The sequence below is a fragment of the Pseudoalteromonas ulvae UL12 genome, assembly GCF_014925405.1.
Taxonomy (GTDB): Bacteria; Pseudomonadota; Gammaproteobacteria; order Enterobacterales; family Alteromonadaceae; genus Pseudoalteromonas; species Pseudoalteromonas ulvae.
This window is the reverse complement of the sequence record NZ_AQHJ01000035.1, coordinates 692,891-709,548: the sequence shown is the minus strand read 5'-3', so window position 1 is coordinate 709,548 and position 16,658 is coordinate 692,891. Positions and strand designations below refer to the sequence as shown.

Sequence of the window (16,658 nt, the reverse complement as noted above, 5' to 3'; positions counted from 1 at the left end):
GCCAAATTCTGTCAGGCGCTATTTTTTTATCTTTAAAATTATAGGATTGGGTTATAAGCAGCCTCGCCCCAACCGACCAACTCCCCATCTTTAAACACTAATGGCGTACATTCATCTTTGGTCATTTTACCATCAGAATGAATGCTGTGCGTGGCATAAAAAAGCACTTGGTAATGAGTGTTATCTTTGGTGACAAACTCCGAAAAATTCGGTGTGCCCATGGTATTTAAAACAGCTTGGTATGATTGGCTCAACTGTAAATTAGCGATTTTATCGCGGTTTTGTTTATGTTCTTTTTGCCAAGAACTAGCACTTGAAGTCGCCCACTGGCTATCAACTTCGCCATCAGAAACAGCAACAACACAACCCGTTAATAAAGTAGAAGCGGCCAATGCGCTAAGAAGTAATCGTACTTTCATTTATCATTTTTCCATAAGTAGACGTTAAAACTTAGACTAGTCTAGCAAAGGTGATGCCATTATTTATAATCTTTATAAACATACACTTAGAGTTAACGGTGTTTGATGCAGCTTTAGAATGTAGTCAAAATCACTATTAATTGAGTTATTTCACTAGGGGCTGCTATTCTTTCGTGGTTAAATTTTGTTCGAGATACAGCGTTTTTATCGCCCCGAGCAGTGTGTAGCTTAGTCATTCTAAGCAAATACTGCTCAACAAATCATAGATTCACTGACCGTTAGTCGACAAGAAGGGAAGAAGTAAAATTTAAGGCCAATGCAGTGAGCATTGGCCTAAGTAGAAAATGACTTGTTTAAAAATTAGCTGTAAGGGTAATTGTAGCGGTGCGTGGCCCACCTATAAAAAAGGTTTCTCCAGTCCCGGTACCTGTCGATAGATAACGTTTATCAAAAAGATTATTGACTACAAAGGCAATATCTACTGATTCAAACATCGCATCTTCAAGGGATTGGCTGTATCCAAGATTGAAATCAACCACAGTGTAACTTTCAGCAGCTCCTCTTTCGCCAGTGTATTTTGCCGATAAACCTGAGCGTAGATTTCCTTGAGTGTAGTCTGTCGATATAACAAACATATCATCTACAGAATCAATGACTTTGTCTCCAGCGTTAAACCCTGGAGCATTCCCTATATAAGTCGAATCATTCATTGTATATGAACTATAAACACTCAAGTTCTGATCCACCTGATATTTCGCACTCAGCTCTAAACCTTGTGACTCAATGCCACCGACATTGATATACTGCCCATTTGTTCCAACGGTATAGTCAATTCCACCAGTGTCGCTTCCAGGGGCGATAAAGGTGATGCGATTATCAAATTCGATTGAATAAACTGTTGCACTCACTTGCCAATCTAAGTTACTAAAACGTACTCCTAAGTCTATATTTTCAGCTGTTTCTGGGACTATGTCAGTGAGTGTTGATGCGTCTCTTTCGAGCACTTCATTTTTAATTGCAGCAAAATTTTCACTGAACCCAGCAAACAATTCCAGCTCATGGGATAGTTGATAAACGGCTCCCGCGCTCAATAACACATCAGAATCACTGTTTACTCGAGTAGACGGCGTTAAGCCAAATTGGTCATGTTTTTCAATATCAACCATGTATTTTTGCGCCCCTAAATTAAGCGTAAAATCAGAAAAGTTAATACTATCTTGCACATACAATTTCAATGTATCGGTGTTGAACACATTTTTATATTGTGTCCAATAAGGAGTCTGATCAAAATGATGGTACACTCGCGCATCAATCACTTTATGCCAATCGCGCGATTCGGTGCGTTCATCATCTTCGTACCACAATCCCACTTTGATATCATGGTTTTGTAACATTACTTGGTAATCCGCTAAGACACCAAAACGGTCTTTTTTATAATGAGTATGGCGATAAGACATCACAGGCACTGCATCTGCAGGGTAACACGCACTATGCAATAAATTACCTGACTCCCACGGCCATGAATAACTTGACTCACACCCTTGTGAAGGGGATAACGCGTTCCCCGCAAGATCGATAAATCCATATTTGCTTTGCACACTGCCACCTTGATGAGTTGGCAGTCCATTTTCATCAACGGCCTTGACTAAATAAGGTGGGATCCAATCACCACGGCCGCTATTTTTGTGTAAATAAGGAGTAAACGTTAATGATGATGTGCTTGATAAGGCATAGTCAAATTTGAGATACCCTAAGGTATTTTCACGAAGTGTTGACCAACCTTCTGCGAACATCTGGTCAAAATGCGGCACACCTGTCCAGTTCCACGTCAATTGATCCCAATCTGGGGTCTGTTTAAATTGCGCTATTGAGACACTGTTATAGTTATCTTCTTCAACATCATCGAAAGATAATCGGCCTGTGATACTCAGCTGTTCAAAATCAGAAATGAACTTAAACTCAGCATGCTGTTTCGTTGTTCCTCCGTTGCTTCCTTCGCCAATCCAACGGCTAGTATCTGTTTGAGAATAACTGATATACGCGCGGGTATGACCCAATACTTGTCCTGTTTGATGACGGACAAAGTAGCGACTGGCATCATGATCGCCTGTCGTATAGGCAATGGTTGTTTGTTTTTCTGAAGAAGGATCAATACTGACAAAATTAAATGTTCCACCCAATGCTTCAAGTGACGCTGACGCTAAATCAGCAGTTCCTTGACCCACTTCGACCGTCGCCAAATTTTCAGTTTCGAGGTAACGATTAGCTTTTGCACCTCCACCATAATTTGACCCCCCGTTTGGGATCCCATCGACCGTCATACCCAGCTGCTGCTGGTTTCCATCAATAGAAAAACCACGCATAGTGATAGAAGTCGACCAATCATCGCCACCAAATGCATCGCCTTCATTAATACTAATACCTGGCAGGTTATCCATTAAGCCTAACACGCTACTGACCGTGTTTTGTTGCTGAGTCATTGATGTATCTATTTGATGATTCGCATACGATATTTTTTTGGCTATAACCGATACTTCTTCAATTTCATCTGAAGAGGCCAGCACGGCGTGTGAAGATAGAATCAATGCTATCGAGAGAGGTAACGGACGGATTTTTGGCATGCAGGCCATGAATATTTCCTTTTTAAATAGAAGGTTAGCTTTTTCAATGGCAACGATGCTAGACGCTGACTGTGACTTTTAAGTGACAAAATATTGATATTTAGATGAATCGCTCTAACCTTTAGCATTGGTAAAGCAGAAAAAAATCAGCGTGTTGTAAATGTGATGCGTCCTAAAAACCAATCAAAACAGCTGGCAGAATTTTCTCTCTTCGCATTCTGTCTGGGTATTTTTCTTGATATACTGCTTAGGAATTTATCTGGACTCTATGCATGATTTCTAAAAATCAACTTAAGCTCATCCGCTCTCTAGCGCAAAAAAAATACCGTAAACAGCATCAATTATTTTTAGTACAAGGCGAAAAGAATGTACTGGAACTCTTTGATACGCCTTTAGTGATCCATTCTCTTTTTGTCACAGAAGCATTTGCGACGTTACATCAAGCTAAGCTCGCAAATTTAACCTACACCCTGACTGATGACGCTAATCTTGCTAAAGCAAGTACTATCGTCAGCAATAATGCGGCACTCGCGGTCGTTAACATTCCACCCGCTGAATTACCCAACGACTCCCAATGGCTTATTGCTCTGGATGGCGTATCAGATCCGGGGAATTTAGGCACCATTATTCGTGTCGCTGATTGGTATGGCATTAAGCATATTATTGCCAGCGAAGCTTGTGCCGATCCGTATAATCCAAAAACAATTAGCGCCACGATGGGCTCTTTTGCCAGAGTGAGTGTGACACAAGTTGATTTACCCGTTTATTTAGCCAATAGCCGCCAACCAATATATGGCGCCTATTTAGGAGGCGAAAATGTCCATCGCACTCAATTTAGTCAAACGGGAATTTTGCTGATGGGCAGTGAATCTCATGGCATTGGAAAAGAAGCAGGCGAGCATGTGACCAACAAAATCACTATTCCTGCGTTTGGTCATGCTGAATCTCTCAATGTCGCCATGGCCACGGGAATTATTTTAGATAATATATTCAGAACATAAGCAAAGTATTGAGTCTGTTATTTATGTTTCTATCAGGTGGATTTTGTTTTTAACGCCATTCCAATCGTCAGCATCTTCGGGTGCTGATTTTACTTCTGTAATATTTGGCCATATTTCGGCAAGCTCAGCATTGAGCTCAATGAATTCTTTTTGATCTTCAGGCACCGCATCTTCTTGAAATATTGCATCAGCAGGACATTCAGGCTCGCATAGACCGCAATCGATACAAATAATTGGGCTGATCGCCAAAAAATTTGGTCCTTCAAAAAATGCATCCACAGGACAAACAGCAACACAATCTGTGTATTTACATTTAATACAGTTATCGCCTACGATAAATGCCATATTATTTTTGCCTTCACTCACGTTTAAACAGCGGACGATCATACTGATCCCGGTTAAAAATACAATAGCGCACTCCCCCTCTGTTGTAGTGTTTTTACTGATAAAACACTCAACATCCATGACAGCTGTAACGACTTCACGTAAAATAGCGGGTTATTGTGAGCGTAAACACTTTTACGCTAAGACACCATTAATGAATGAGACTTTATGATCCGCTTAACTGAAATCAAACTCCCGCTCGATCACGATGATAGCGCGCTCCCCCTTGCTATTATCAATAAACTCGATATTGAAGAATCTGCATTACATAACTTTACCGTGTTCAAACGTGGTTATGATGCCCGTAAAAAGTCCAATATTTTACTTATCTACACACTGGATATCGACGTTGATAATGAAGCTCAGTTATTAGAAAAGTTTCATAAAGACCCTCATGTCAAAATTGCCCCCGATACAGCTTATAAATTTGTCGCGACGGCCCCTGATAACCTTACTGAACGCCCAGTCGTGATCGGATTTGGCCCTTGCGGGTTATTTGCTGGGTTATTACTTGCTCAAATGGGTTTCAAACCCATCATTCTTGAACGCGGTAAAGCGGTCAGAGAACGCACAAAAGATACCTTTGGTTTTTGGCGTAAACGGACCCTTGATGTTGAATCAAACGTACAGTTTGGTGAAGGGGGCGCGGGCACTTTTTCGGATGGTAAATTGTACAGCCAAGTCAAAGATCCAAAACATTATGGCCGAAAAGTCATTAACGAATTTGTTGCCGCTGGTGCTCCTGAAGAAATTCTCTATGTAAGCAAGCCACATATTGGTACCTTTAAATTAGTGAATATGATCGAAAAAATGCGCGCTGAAATCACCGCACTGGGTGGTGAGATCCGCTTTAGCACCCGTGTTGACGACATAGAGCTGACTGATAATCAAATTACCGCTCTCAAGCTATCAAATGGTGAGACCCTTCATAGCAAACATGTTGTGTTAGCGGTTGGACACAGTGCTCGTGATACGTTCGAAATGCTCTATAACCGTGATGTGTATATGGAAGCAAAACCTTTTTCTGTCGGATTCAGAATCGAGCACAAGCAATCGATGATTGATGAGTGTCGATTTGGTGACAATGCTGGCAACCCTATTTTAGGTGCCGCTGATTACAAACTGGTTCACCATTGTGATAATGGTCGGACAGTTTACAGTTTTTGCATGTGCCCTGGCGGAACAGTGGTTGCTGCAACATCAGAACTGGGGCAAGTCGTTACCAATGGCATGAGTCAGTATTCACGCAATGAACGTAATGCCAACAGCGCCATTGTGGTTGGAATATCGCCTGATGAAGATTATCCAGGGCATCCACTTGCGGGGATTGAGCTTCAACGTCAGCTCGAAAAACAAGCTTTCACTTTAGGCGGCAGCGACTATAACGCCCCCGCACAAAAAATTGGCGATTTTCTAAAAGGACGCACGTCGGCTGAATTAGGCGATGTACAACCTTCTTATACCCCTGGCATTACATTGACTGATCTATCACATGTCTTGCCTGATTATGCCATTGCAGCTTTACGTGAAGCGATCCCTGCTTTTAATAAACAAATAAAGGGCTTTGCAAGCTCGGATGGATTATTGACAGGTGTTGAAACGCGTACGTCATCACCAGTGTGTATTAAACGAGATAAAGCTTATCAAAGCATCAATGTTAAAGGCCTGTTCCCTGCAGGTGAAGGTGCAGGTTATGCTGGGGGGATTTTATCTGCTGGTATTGATGGTATTAAAGTGGCAGAAGCCGTAGCGTTATCTATTTTAAGCAGCAGTTCGCAGGCCTAGTTCTATCTGATAGGGCACTGATAAATAGAATAAAGGGCTGATAATTTTACGTTCGTAACGTTTTTCATCTATCCTTTTTATATGATTTATCATTGAGCCCAATTGTGAAACGGATAGCACTCATTGTTTTTATTGTATTTTCAAGCGCTGCAAATGCGCTTGAAAGACAGCTTATCACTTTGTACGCATATCATTTAAAGCCGCCGTTTATAGTGGATATCGCTAACGAAAAAGGGCTTTATTATGATCTTGCAACTTATCTTAATATCAAACAAAAAAAGTATGAATTTCGTACGGTTTTTGTACCACGAAAACGCTTAGACCGTTACTTATCCAACAAAAAATTAGATGGCTTAGTGATTGGTGTCAGCCCGATGTGGTTTAATGATAAAAACGAAACTGTATACTTGTGGTCTGACTCTTTTTACCAAGACCGAGATTTAGTCATTTCATCAACAAAAAAACCAATCGATTATCAAGAGCCTAATTCACTTCTTAATACCCGTATAGCTGGGGTTAGAGGCTTTAAATATTTTGGGATAGATCCGTTAGTAAATTCTGGAAAAGTTGTCCGTGAAGATACCGTAGGTGAATATGAAGTCGTCGAAATGGTCTTAAAAAATCGTGCCGATGCAGGGATTGTCAGTGAATCCACTCTATTATATTTAAATGCACGCAATGACTGGCAAGGACAACTTTTTTATGCCACTAACCCTCATGATCAATATACGAGAAGAATTTTAATTCCTGAAAAATTTAGTGATGTCTTAAGCACTATTAACCCTTTAGTTAAAGACATTCAAACTGACTCACTCTGGCTTTCTTTTTTGGATAACTACTACAGCCAGCAAAATTTGAACTAATTTAATAAGTACGCAATAAAATGTTTTTTGTCCATACTTAACATGAATTTTTCAGCTTGATGGAAAAGCAATTAAGTCATGGATAATATTAACAAACTATACATGTGAGCCCTATATGAACCTTAAAGTATCTCAGTCACTTTACCTTGGATTTGGGTCAATAGTTGCCATTACCCTTATTCTTGCCTTGATAGTTTGGTCAATCGTCACTGAATCTGCGAAAATCGCTCAAGAAATCGCAAAAGATGATGTGCCAGGTGTGTTAGCCTACCTAAACGTGTCTGACAAAATTAGCACGATTCAAACGAATGCACTCGAATACTTAAATGGTGAAGAAGATGAAAAAATCTCCTTTGCTCAAAACAAACAAGCTTTTACTCAAGCGTTTGCGGAATTAGTACCATTGGAATCCTCCAAGCAATCTGATCGTGACAAAATGGCAAAAATAGAATCATTGGCAAACAGTTACATCAAACAATTAGACTCTGAAGTATTTATTAAATATTCGCCCCTTCGAGAACAAACAGCGATAAAACGAATCCGAGATCTCACTAAAAATGTTGGCCTGCCGCTGGAAAATCTTCTTGATCAATTGAAAGAAGAAGAATTTAATGATGCTTATAAAACCACAGATCTTCAAGAGTCATTAAATGATGATTTACCTGGCGTACGTTACTACCTTGAATTAGTAGATGAAGCAGGTGATATGATTTCATCATTAAATGCTTACATTGCTGGCGATCCTGATGCGAAAATTGCGTTTAAAAATGACTCTGAATCCTTTCAATCCTATTTAACTTTAATTAAACCACTTGAACAAAAACCGAATGAATTAGTTAATATCCAGAAAATTGAAGATTACTACTCAGAAATTAAAGTGACGGCACAGGAAGTTTTTGGGAAATATGACCCAAAACATAAAGCCGCTGCTATTGCATTAATAGATACACTTGAACATGAGTTAGTGACCCCATTACAAAAAATTCTCCAAGACTCAGCCAAAGAAGAAGAAGTCGATGCAACATCTGCTCTCACCTCTTTAAATAATAATGTCGACAATGTCATTTTATGGTTACTAATAAACGCAGCTGTTGTGCTAGCAGTGGGCTCTACCATAGCCTGGAAAATTTCAAGTATGATCAAATTCAGACTCGATGTTATTTCAGCCAAAGCAAAATCGATTGCAAATGGTGACTTAACGTCTGAGCTCATTAATGATAGCCGTACAGATGAATTAGGTGGCTTATCCCGCTCCATTGATGAAATGCAACGCTCACTCAAAGATCTCATTAAGCAAATTTCTAACGTTGCGAATCAAGTAGCGACCAGTACTGCACAAGTTGAAGAGTCCAGCTCTCAAGTCGTTCAAGGCAGCCAATCTCAGGCTGATAAGGCACATCTTATTGCTGCTGCGGTTGAACAAATGAGCATTACAGTCAAAGAAGTGGCCGCGCAAAGTGCAGATGCTGCAAATACTTCGCAAAAGGCAGGTGAAGAAGCCCAAGAAGGTGGCCGATTAATGCAAGAAACGGTCAATGGGATTAATCGTATCGCTGAGGTTGTCAATGAAACCGCTAGCACTGTAGATAGTTTAGGTCGTCGAGGTGAAGAAATTGGCGATGTAATTAAAGTCATTAATGACATCGCAGAGCAGACAAACCTTCTCGCCCTTAATGCAGCAATCGAAGCGGCCAGAGCGGGTGAATTAGGTCGCGGGTTTGCCGTTGTAGCCGATGAAGTAAGAGGGTTAGCTGAGCGCACATCTAAGGCAACAAAAGAGGTCGGCACTTTGATTAGCTCTATCCAAAATGAAACACGCCAAGCTGTGTCTCGGATGGGTGATGGTACAGAATTAGTGGCTGCTGGTGTACAACTGGCTAATGAAGCTGGTGAAGCATTATCTAAAATTGTTCAACGAACTATTGATGCTAATACAATGATCCACGCTATTGCCACAGCCAGTGATGAGCAATCATATGCTACACAAGAGATTTCACGTGACATTACCGCTATCAGTGATATTGCTAATGATTCAGTCGCTCAAACAAAAATCGGATCAAGTTCAGCCAAAGAGTTAGACGAAAAAGTCTCAGAACTTGAACAATTGGTGGCCCGCTTCAAAGTGAATTAACCTGCACTATTTTGATATCCATAAAAATGCCTGTTATCAGGCATTTTTATTTTTCTCTGCCGATAACCCAAGTCAAAGGCATAACCCAAAACAACACCTGAGAGACTGGTTGTAGTCAAAACTGATTACCTTGGCCCTGACCGTTTTCTAGCTGCTGTATATTTAGAATTAATAAATCAAACATATACTTGATATCAACTCGTTTAAGAATATTTTTTATTTGAGTCGGGTTGTTGACCTGTTTTAAATAGCTGTAATTTTTCTAGACAAATTCTAATTGAATATTTTGGTCTATTTTAAGAATATTTTTAATCAGTTTACGTTGTTGATAGCTTTGATCATTAGTCCGTATAATCAAAAATTTATCTTTATTTTTTTTGAGTAATTTTACTATTTGATAAATGAATAACTCTGCACTTAAGTCAAGTATTTCAATCACACTCATATCAAGAGTAAACATGCTTACATGTTCTCTGCTTAAGTATTGTAGTAGCGAATGTACAGCCTTTTGCTGAGAAATACTTGATAATCGACACTCTGCATTAAACACAATTCTGTTATTATTTTTATCAAACTGAAAGTTCAAATCAACTATTTCCATCAACTTAACCTTCGAATACTTAAGAAACTAATATCACTTGCAAAGTCACTAAACCAAGGCTGCTCACCAAACTGCTCAAGAAGTTGTTGAGCTGTTTTATTTCGTAATTCACTTGCTTGGATCAGTTCTAAGCCGTTTTTGAAGTCTTGCGATCGATTGGTAAGTTTCAATAGAGCTTGCCTAAAACCTGATGAATAGAGAAGCAAATGTGTATCACTTTGCAACTTAATAAGGTGGTCTTTTAATTCTATTTTATTGTTTATTCCCAAAACGAAATTATCCGGGTATAACTCGATTTCTTTGACACTGCCTTGGTTAAACAAAATAGGATCTTCGCATTGACCCCATACCTTGAGCTGCTCTTTTTCAAATTGAATGGCTTGCAGTTTTACCAAAAACTGTGACTTTAACAATTTGCTCTGCTCAACCACCATTTGATTCACGCCGCGAAGCCTACTTTCGATATTACCACTTTGATATTGCAATAAACTTTGAATCTGCAAAGTAAGGGAAGCTGTCTCTAACCCTCCTCCAGAAACTTGTCCAAAAAAGAGTAATTTTTGACCTTCTTTATCCGTTACTATTTGCCAAAAATCCCCCGCTACACTGCGAGATGCTAAGTGATTTAAACTTAATTCATAATCACCTATTCTTAGTTGGCTATTTATATGCGGCATAAATTTTTGCCGTAAAACTAATAAATTATCAACTTCGGCACCTAAATGCTTATTCTCAGCACTAAGCATACTATTTAATTGCTGTACTTTTTCATTTGCCTTAGTAAGCTGAGCAGTACGCTCAGCAACAATCGCCTCAAGATCACTGGTGAACTCACCCAAAGTTTGGCTGACTTGATTGAGTGTATTGGCTAATACCCCAAATTCATCATTACTTTTAATGATAACGCGGTGATTAAAGTCTTGTTTTGATAGCTGCTCAGCACCAGATTTTAACTTAGTTAATGGGATAGACACCCAAGCGGTAATAATGCCCGTGATTAAAAATGCGAGGGCTAAAGAGACCGCAAATGCAGTCCAACTAATGCGCTTTTGTTTTTCAATACGGTCTTGAAAAGCACCAACATCATAATCGATCCCCAAAATAGAAATGACCTCACCATTGTCTGACTTTATTGGTACCACAGCCGTTAATACTGTACCAAATTCATCGGTATACCAGTTATCTGCAACACCTATTTGGCCTTTGAATGGCAGAGTAAAAAATGCAGGGGCTTTATAGAGGTTTCCGATTGGATTGCCTCCTTCAGAGAAGTTATCTTTTTCATAATTAGAGTCGGCTAAAAAGATTAACGCCTGCTCAGGAGCCACATTAGGCACTTTAACCATCAGATACGCCCAAGCTGCTCTTGATGGGTTATCATCTAACACATTAGTTTGTGGCAACAACTGAAGAGAGCGAATTCTATTTCGACTCCCTTCTTGCACTCGGCGTAGTAACTGCACAATGTACTGAAAATCAAGCGTATTATGGAGATTTTGAGATTGCTGCTCTGTGAGAAGTAGCTCTGTTGAGCCTTCTTCTAATAAGCTAAATTGATTCACAGCCTCCAGGTAGTTTTCGGACAATTCATCATGAAGCTGCTGCTTCAATGAATGAATAATATCGCGCTCTTCTTCTTTAAAAATAAATGCTGACGTACGGGTCACATCGCCAATCGACTGTTTTAGATCATTGTGTAACGTTTGCAACGAATATTGATAAAAGTACACTAAAATGCTGCCAACTAAAGCAGTCATTAATACAATCATTAAAATACCCAGTTTAACCGCAAAAGAGACTTTCATATTCGTTCCTATAAGAAGCTAAGCCATGATCAGTAATTTAATTTGACTTGGGACCAGGCTCATACCAAACGCGCCTGGACTGACACCATTTTGCCCTGATGGACTGAGCATTTTAGTGGCTGGTAAGCCCCCGATTAACGTTTTGACACTACCAAACAAATTTCGTTGTGGCCCCATAACCATGCCTGATAAAGGGTTCATCATCAGCCCAGCATTGTCGCCGTTACTCATTGGTGTAATGGTCATTAAATTGTGATTTGGCATACACATAGTCAAGACTTTAAATTGACTAGGAATTGCTGTCATTGGCACAGCAATATTTGGGTAAGGAATGGGGGTTGGAATAGGCCCTACTGGACTTGGGATAGGTGTTAAACACACATCAGGAAACGCAAAATCCATTCCTCCCATTTGAGTCTTTGCAAACATTACTTACCCCATGTGTATCCGTTGTGCATCCACTTTGACATCTTCTTTAGCGGTGATGATTGTTTGGCGGCTACGCGCATTCCATGTGTGCTTGATGGATTGAACAAGATTGCCAATATGTGCCGTTTCGATGGTCTCAACCCATCTCATTACTTGATCGGCTTTTTGATAAACTCTACCAATAAAACAATGGCACTGCTGTGCATGTACTTGTGCTTCTTTAGTCGACATAGCAGCTTTTAAGGTTGATAGATTAAATTGTTCTGCGGTTATTGAGTGATGCTGTGAAGTTTGTTCTAGTTTTTTTGCTGACTGCTGGAGGGTGCTCTCAGTCATCAGATTCAGATCTGCACGAGCACTGATCGATACTTGACCTTTCACGCTGATATCTAAATCTCCCGAAATAGCAATTTTTGCGTTCTCAGTTGCTTGTTGCAAAATTGACAGCACAAATGTGCTATCTGAGTTTTTACAAATTAACACTAAATCGCCAATCGCAGGGGTTAACAAGCAACTTGCAGCAACCTCGGCATGATGTATTCCTTGGTCACTTTGTAATACGCAATGAGTATTTTGTATAAACTTGATCCGTGCCGTTTCAAGATTCGTCCCACTTGATTGAATTGACACGACATTATGTTGCTCATTCATTTGTACCTACCTTAAGCCTTAAATGATTCGGCCTGTGCTTTTTTAGTATCAGTTTCCAGCGCAGCTGTTCGGTTTGCTTGTTGCCAATCGGTATGGTTTTCGATGACTGCGTGCAAATTACATCGAAACAGTTCAGCTTTTTTAAAATGACTATTAGACAAGTCTGCATGAGAAAAATCTGCATACATCAGGTTTGCACCTTCAAAATTACTGCCTTTTATTTGCGCTTTGACTAATTGAGCTTGCTTTAAATTTGCACCAATAAATTTGGCTTCATTGAGTTTAGCTTCATTAAAGAGAGCCTGCTCTAAATGTGTCCAACTAAAATCACATTGAGTTAAGTTCGCCTTGATAAAAAGGGTGTTATTTAGTACTGCTTGATTAAAGTTAGCCGATGTAAGCTCAGCTTCCATAAAGCCTGTTTGTGTTAAATCACATTGAGAAAAATTACACTGCTCTAATTTTGATTCTCTAAACTGACATATCTTAAAATTCACTTTAGTAAAATCAAATGCGGTAAATATGGCATTTTGGAAAAGTACTAATTCAAGAATCGCACTATTTAAGCGAATATCAGAAAAAATAATATTGATAAAGTTAGTTCTAAAGTGCGTCGATGATTCAAGGTTTGCAGCAGAAAAATCACTATCGACAAAATTCGACTCTTTAAAATTTGCACCGGTAAAATTAGTTGAATTAAATAGACTCTTCACACAATTAATTTGGCAAAACGTCGCATAACTAAAGTTGGCATGACTCACATCACTTTCAATAAAATTAGTCTGCTTAATTGAAAGCTCGCTTAACTGTGCGTCGTTGAAAATACAGCGCATAAAATTTGTTTCATCAAGGCGTGTATTATTCAATATTGCTTGGCTGAAATCGCAATCAACAAAACTCGCCTGTGACAAATTGCTCCCAGAAAAATCTGCCCCCATAAACTCTGACTTTGAAAATACGCCGCCAGATAAATCGACATTCGATAAATCTTGCCGTTTAAAAGACTGACTATCAATCATCGGGGGAACGTCTGCTTTTCCCTTAATTTGTTTTTCAAGTAAGTGTTTATTCAAAAATGGGCCTCCAATTTTCAAACAATGTTTTTTCTAAATTAGCACCGCCAAAATCGGTTTTGGCGACAGTGGCATTTAAAAAATTGACGTTATACATATTGGCATTGTTAAAACGGCTATCTCTTAAATCTGCATTCATCAGGTTTGCTTCAAATAAGTCAGCCTTAGTGAAATTACACTGACGCAGCTTGGTTTCACAAAACTGGCTTTGCTTTGCAATACTATGATGAAAGTTCACATGATTTAAAAGTGAGCCACCAAAGTCCGAGGACGAGACATCACTTTGAACAAAGGTTGTCGCGGTTAAATCGCATTCTCTTAAATTACTCCCATGAACGGTCGCCCCATTAAAATTACAATGCTGCATTTGGCACCCACCAACAAACCGCGTATTGGTTAACATCGACTGAGTAAAACTGACGTTATCTAACTGCCCCATTACGACATTCACGCTATCTAAACAGCATTGTTTAAACATGCTATGGCTTAAAATGGGTTTGATAAAATTACTCTCAGTTAAATCACATTCTATGAACTCACATTCGGGTGAATTTAACTCTATAAATTGTTGTTTTTTGAGAGTGCAATGAACAAATCGGCAACCAATCAGCTGTGTTTCTAACCACGCATCTTGGCGTTCACTAAAGGTGCATTCAGTGAAAGTACACTGTCTAAACACAGACTTAGCAAAGGTCACCTCATCAAATTGGATTTGATTAAAATGACATGAGTCATACACTCCTGCGCCTAAATTGACTGAAGTCATTAAACACGCGGTAAAAAAAGAATGTTTGAGCTTACTATTTGCAAAATTCACAAATCGAAGATCTGTCTGTTCAAATACAAGTGATTCCAGATTGGAAAACTCAAAGTAAGCAGCAACTAGGCTGATTTGCTTAAAGCTAAGCCCTTTTATTGTGCAAAAAGCGTAGTCATAATCAGTCAGTGGCAGCTGTTCATTTAAAGCATTCACTAGGCTGTGTACTTTTTTATGTTCTTGTTGTGGATGAGGGGAGCGAGCGCGGTTGATGAAATGCGCCCCCGTTAAATAACTGTCTTTTATAAAATCGAATGCATCACTGAGTTTATTGTCAATATCTGGCGAATTCACTTTGTCTTGCAGTGTGCTCAGTTTATCTTTTTGTTCATCCGAGAGCCCAATGACTGCTGTTTGACGATTAGCGAGCATCTCAGCCATTGGCTGAGATGCTTGTTGGATGCTTGCTCTTATATTTGCTAAATCTTGCTTATTAACCCTTGGCAGTACAGGTGGTAGAGTTAATTCTTCTAGAATATTTTCAAGCTGAGCAATTGATGATTGAATACCAGGAACAAAGGCTGCCTCTTTTTTCAACCGGGCAATTTGCTGTGTCAGTTCGTCAATGGCTGCTTGTTTTTTCTGCTTTGCCATATCGACCATGGCGTTATTCATATCTTCCATTGCATCCATATTCAATGACGTCAGGTCGATATTTTGCGCGGTGATTTTTCCATCTTTTGCACCGGGCAATATTTTATCGGCTATTGCCGCGAGTTTAACCGCTTCTGCAGGAAGCGGCTGGGAATTCTTTTTAGCCCCTGTGGCATTTTTTAATTGCTCAGCTTCATCGTTTTTGCCTAATTGCCTTAATTCTTGTTCTTGCTGCTCAATTGCTTGCGCGGCTTTAAGCTCAGCGGCATCTTTTTGTCCACCAGCAAATGTCGACATATTATCGGCTAACGAAGCCTCATTTGGGATATTCTCTTGGAAAGCTTGAAAACCACATTGAATATTAATCGGCAATAAAGAGCGAGAATCAAGTAGATATTTGTAACTCAACGCCGGGTTTGTACGGTTGCAGTAGTCATCAAAGTAAAATTGCTGCGGTTTATCTTTCTCTGTTAAACCTTGATGAGCTAACAGGAGTCCTTCGATATCTTGCCCTTGTGGATGACTTACTTGCGTCGAACCCCGATGAATAACCACACCTAAATTATCATTAGGAAAAAATAAAACCGTGTCTAACTTAAATTCTAATTCTTCAAACTGTGTGATATCTGGGGGGGAGTACTGATCGATAAGCTCGATTGCTTCAATTTTTTCGTGTGGCTTTCGAACAATAAACCCACGCGGCTTAACCTTTGGTAGCACGCCTTTTAAAAGGCCTTTTTGATGGTGCATACCACTAATCGCAAAGGGTTCATCTCCATGAAGGTAACCGTCAAACCGTTGATCCTGAGCGGCCACATTAAAAAAACGCCAATCAATATCAGGAGCTAAACCGGGCATATGATTTTGCAGATACTCATCATCATATGTACCGCATAGCGCTTGTTGCATCGGCCACGACTGATCAAGAGGCAAAAATGAAGCCGGTTGATAATCATTGGCTTTAGATGTCACCGGATGATTTGCGTGTTCAATATTAGCCAGCCAATGTAAGCAAATATTATTTTTTTCTATCTCGGCGCAGCCTAACCCTTCAGTATTATAATGTTCAGTCTCACCACCAAAGGCATGTTGGTAATCAATTGGCATTGTAGTAAATGGAGTCGGCTCAGATGGGTAACTAAATGCTCCAGCGCCTTTCCAATAACGGTCGCCATAAACAACTAAGTGCTTTTTCAACCCAGCAAACTCGACCACAACATCAAGTTGCCCAGTGGGACGCTCCTGTAGCGATTGCGCTGAGCCAAAGACTAAATACTCAGCTTGATCTTTCGGCATGGCCTGATCGAGCAAGGTATTTTTACCTAAAGATTCACCAATTGCTTGCCAGAGATCTTGCTCGAGTACGGCCTCGCCAGAATCTAGCCGAAATCCCCATAAAGAAGAAAGGACAAAAAAATGTTTATGATTGTATTGAAACGTTTTATTCAATAAAGACGCTTGCAATGATTTAATTATTTTCATTC

General features: G+C 39.7%; 13 protein-coding genes. 4 read left to right on the top strand and 9 right to left on the bottom strand.

The annotated features are described in order from the left end of the window. Positions 1-38: 38 nt before the first annotated feature. Together PULV_RS21190 and PULV_RS21185 are read right to left on the bottom strand one after the other, a co-directional pair. Positions 39-419 (bottom strand): DUF3192 domain-containing protein, encoded by a 381-nt coding sequence (locus PULV_RS21190; protein ID WP_086743487.1) that lies wholly within the window; start codon positions 417-419, stop codon positions 39-41. 353 nt (positions 420-772) lie between these two features. Further along, positions 773-3,049 (bottom strand): TonB-dependent receptor domain-containing protein, encoded by a 2,277-nt coding sequence (locus PULV_RS21185; RefSeq protein WP_193332595.1) that lies wholly within the window; start codon positions 3,047-3,049, stop codon positions 773-775. 263 nt (positions 3,050-3,312) lie between these two features. On the opposite strand from PULV_RS21185, the gene PULV_RS21180 reads away from it, so the two are divergent. Next, entirely contained in the window at positions 3,313-4,041 is a 729-nt protein-coding gene (locus PULV_RS21180) for an RNA methyltransferase (RefSeq protein WP_086743489.1), read from the top strand. A 21-nt stretch (positions 4,042-4,062) separates the two neighbouring features. Here PULV_RS21180 and fdxA read toward each other — a convergent pair whose 3' ends face one another. Then, positions 4,063-4,386, bottom strand: a complete 324-nt coding sequence (gene fdxA, locus PULV_RS21175) for a ferredoxin FdxA (RefSeq protein WP_086743986.1) — start codon at positions 4,384-4,386, stop codon at positions 4,063-4,065. A 207-nt stretch (positions 4,387-4,593) separates the two neighbouring features. Between fdxA and PULV_RS21170 the strand changes: the two genes are divergently transcribed. The 3 genes from PULV_RS21170 (at position 4,594) to PULV_RS21160 (ending at position 9,204) form a co-directional block, all read left to right on the top strand. Further along, positions 4,594-6,210 (top strand): NAD(P)/FAD-dependent oxidoreductase, encoded by a 1,617-nt coding sequence (locus tag PULV_RS21170; RefSeq protein ID WP_086743490.1) that lies wholly within the window; start codon positions 4,594-4,596, stop codon positions 6,208-6,210. Between the two features lie 104 nt (positions 6,211-6,314). Further along, a complete protein-coding gene (locus PULV_RS21165; protein WP_176365155.1) occupies positions 6,315-7,073 on the top strand; it encodes a transporter substrate-binding domain-containing protein in 759 nt (252 codons plus the stop codon). 115 nt (positions 7,074-7,188) lie between these two features. Continuing rightward, positions 7,189-9,204 carry a methyl-accepting chemotaxis protein gene (locus tag PULV_RS21160; protein WP_086743492.1) on the top strand — a complete coding sequence of 672 codons (2,016 nt, stop codon included), beginning with the start codon at positions 7,189-7,191 and terminating at the stop codon, positions 9,202-9,204. Between the two features lie 262 nt (positions 9,205-9,466). Here the strand turns inward: PULV_RS21160 and PULV_RS21155 are convergent, their stop codons facing one another. Genes PULV_RS21155 through PULV_RS21130 form a run of 6 tightly spaced genes read right to left on the bottom strand, consistent with a single transcriptional unit; the run spans position 9,467 to position 16,656 of the window. Further along, on the bottom strand, positions 9,467-9,805 hold the full coding sequence (locus PULV_RS21155; RefSeq protein WP_193332594.1) for a hypothetical protein: 339 nt from the start codon (positions 9,803-9,805) through the stop codon (positions 9,467-9,469). Next, positions 9,805-11,610, bottom strand: a complete 1,806-nt coding sequence (locus tag PULV_RS21150) for a HAMP domain-containing protein (RefSeq protein ID WP_193332593.1) — start codon at positions 11,608-11,610, stop codon at positions 9,805-9,807. The genes PULV_RS21155 and PULV_RS21150 overlap by 1 nt, the downstream gene beginning before the upstream one ends. 18 nt (positions 11,611-11,628) lie before the next feature. Next, entirely contained in the window at positions 11,629-12,039 is a 411-nt protein-coding gene (locus PULV_RS21145) for a DUF4150 domain-containing protein (RefSeq protein WP_086743495.1), read from the bottom strand. 3 nt (positions 12,040-12,042) lie between these two features. Further along, positions 12,043-12,690 (bottom strand): DUF3540 domain-containing protein, encoded by a 648-nt coding sequence (locus PULV_RS21140; protein WP_193332592.1) that lies wholly within the window; start codon positions 12,688-12,690, stop codon positions 12,043-12,045. Positions 12,691-12,701: 11 nt separating this feature from the next. After that, on the bottom strand, positions 12,702-13,763 hold the full coding sequence (locus PULV_RS21135) for a pentapeptide repeat-containing protein (protein ID WP_193332591.1): 1,062 nt from the start codon (positions 13,761-13,763) through the stop codon (positions 12,702-12,704). Continuing rightward, positions 13,756-16,656 carry a DUF2169 family type VI secretion system accessory protein gene (locus PULV_RS21130; RefSeq protein WP_193332590.1) on the bottom strand — a complete coding sequence of 967 codons (2,901 nt, stop codon included), beginning with the start codon at positions 16,654-16,656 and terminating at the stop codon, positions 13,756-13,758. Before PULV_RS21130 ends, PULV_RS21135 begins: the two co-directional genes overlap by 8 nt. Positions 16,657-16,658 lie beyond the last annotated feature (2 nt).

What these genes read in the sequence shown, in the direction of transcription:
- PULV_RS21190 (WP_086743487.1), bottom strand. Translation starts at nt 419, where the DNA reads ATGAAAGTACGATTACTTCTTAGCGCATTGGCCGCTTCTACTTTATTA.
- PULV_RS21185 (WP_193332595.1), bottom strand. Translation starts at nt 3,049, where the DNA reads ATGGCCTGCATGCCAAAAATCCGTCCGTTACCTCTCTCGATAGCATTG.
- PULV_RS21180 (WP_086743489.1), top strand. Translation starts at nt 3,313, where the DNA reads ATGATTTCTAAAAATCAACTTAAGCTCATCCGCTCTCTAGCGCAAAAA.
- fdxA (WP_086743986.1), bottom strand. Translation starts at nt 4,386, where the DNA reads ATGGCATTTATCGTAGGCGATAACTGTATTAAATGTAAATACACAGAT.
- PULV_RS21170 (WP_086743490.1), top strand. Translation starts at nt 4,594, where the DNA reads ATGATCCGCTTAACTGAAATCAAACTCCCGCTCGATCACGATGATAGC.
- PULV_RS21160 (WP_086743492.1), top strand. Translation starts at nt 7,189, where the DNA reads ATGAACCTTAAAGTATCTCAGTCACTTTACCTTGGATTTGGGTCAATA.
- PULV_RS21155 (WP_193332594.1), bottom strand. Translation starts at nt 9,805, where the DNA reads ATGGAAATAGTTGATTTGAACTTTCAGTTTGATAAAAATAATAACAGA.
- PULV_RS21150 (WP_193332593.1), bottom strand. Translation starts at nt 11,610, where the DNA reads ATGAAAGTCTCTTTTGCGGTTAAACTGGGTATTTTAATGATTGTATTA.
- PULV_RS21145 (WP_086743495.1), bottom strand. Translation starts at nt 12,039, where the DNA reads ATGTTTGCAAAGACTCAAATGGGAGGAATGGATTTTGCGTTTCCTGAT.
- PULV_RS21140 (WP_193332592.1), bottom strand. Translation starts at nt 12,690, where the DNA reads ATGAATGAGCAACATAATGTCGTGTCAATTCAATCAAGTGGGACGAAT.
- PULV_RS21130 (WP_193332590.1), bottom strand. Translation starts at nt 16,656, where the DNA reads ATGAAAATAATTAAATCATTGCAAGCGTCTTTATTGAATAAAACGTTT.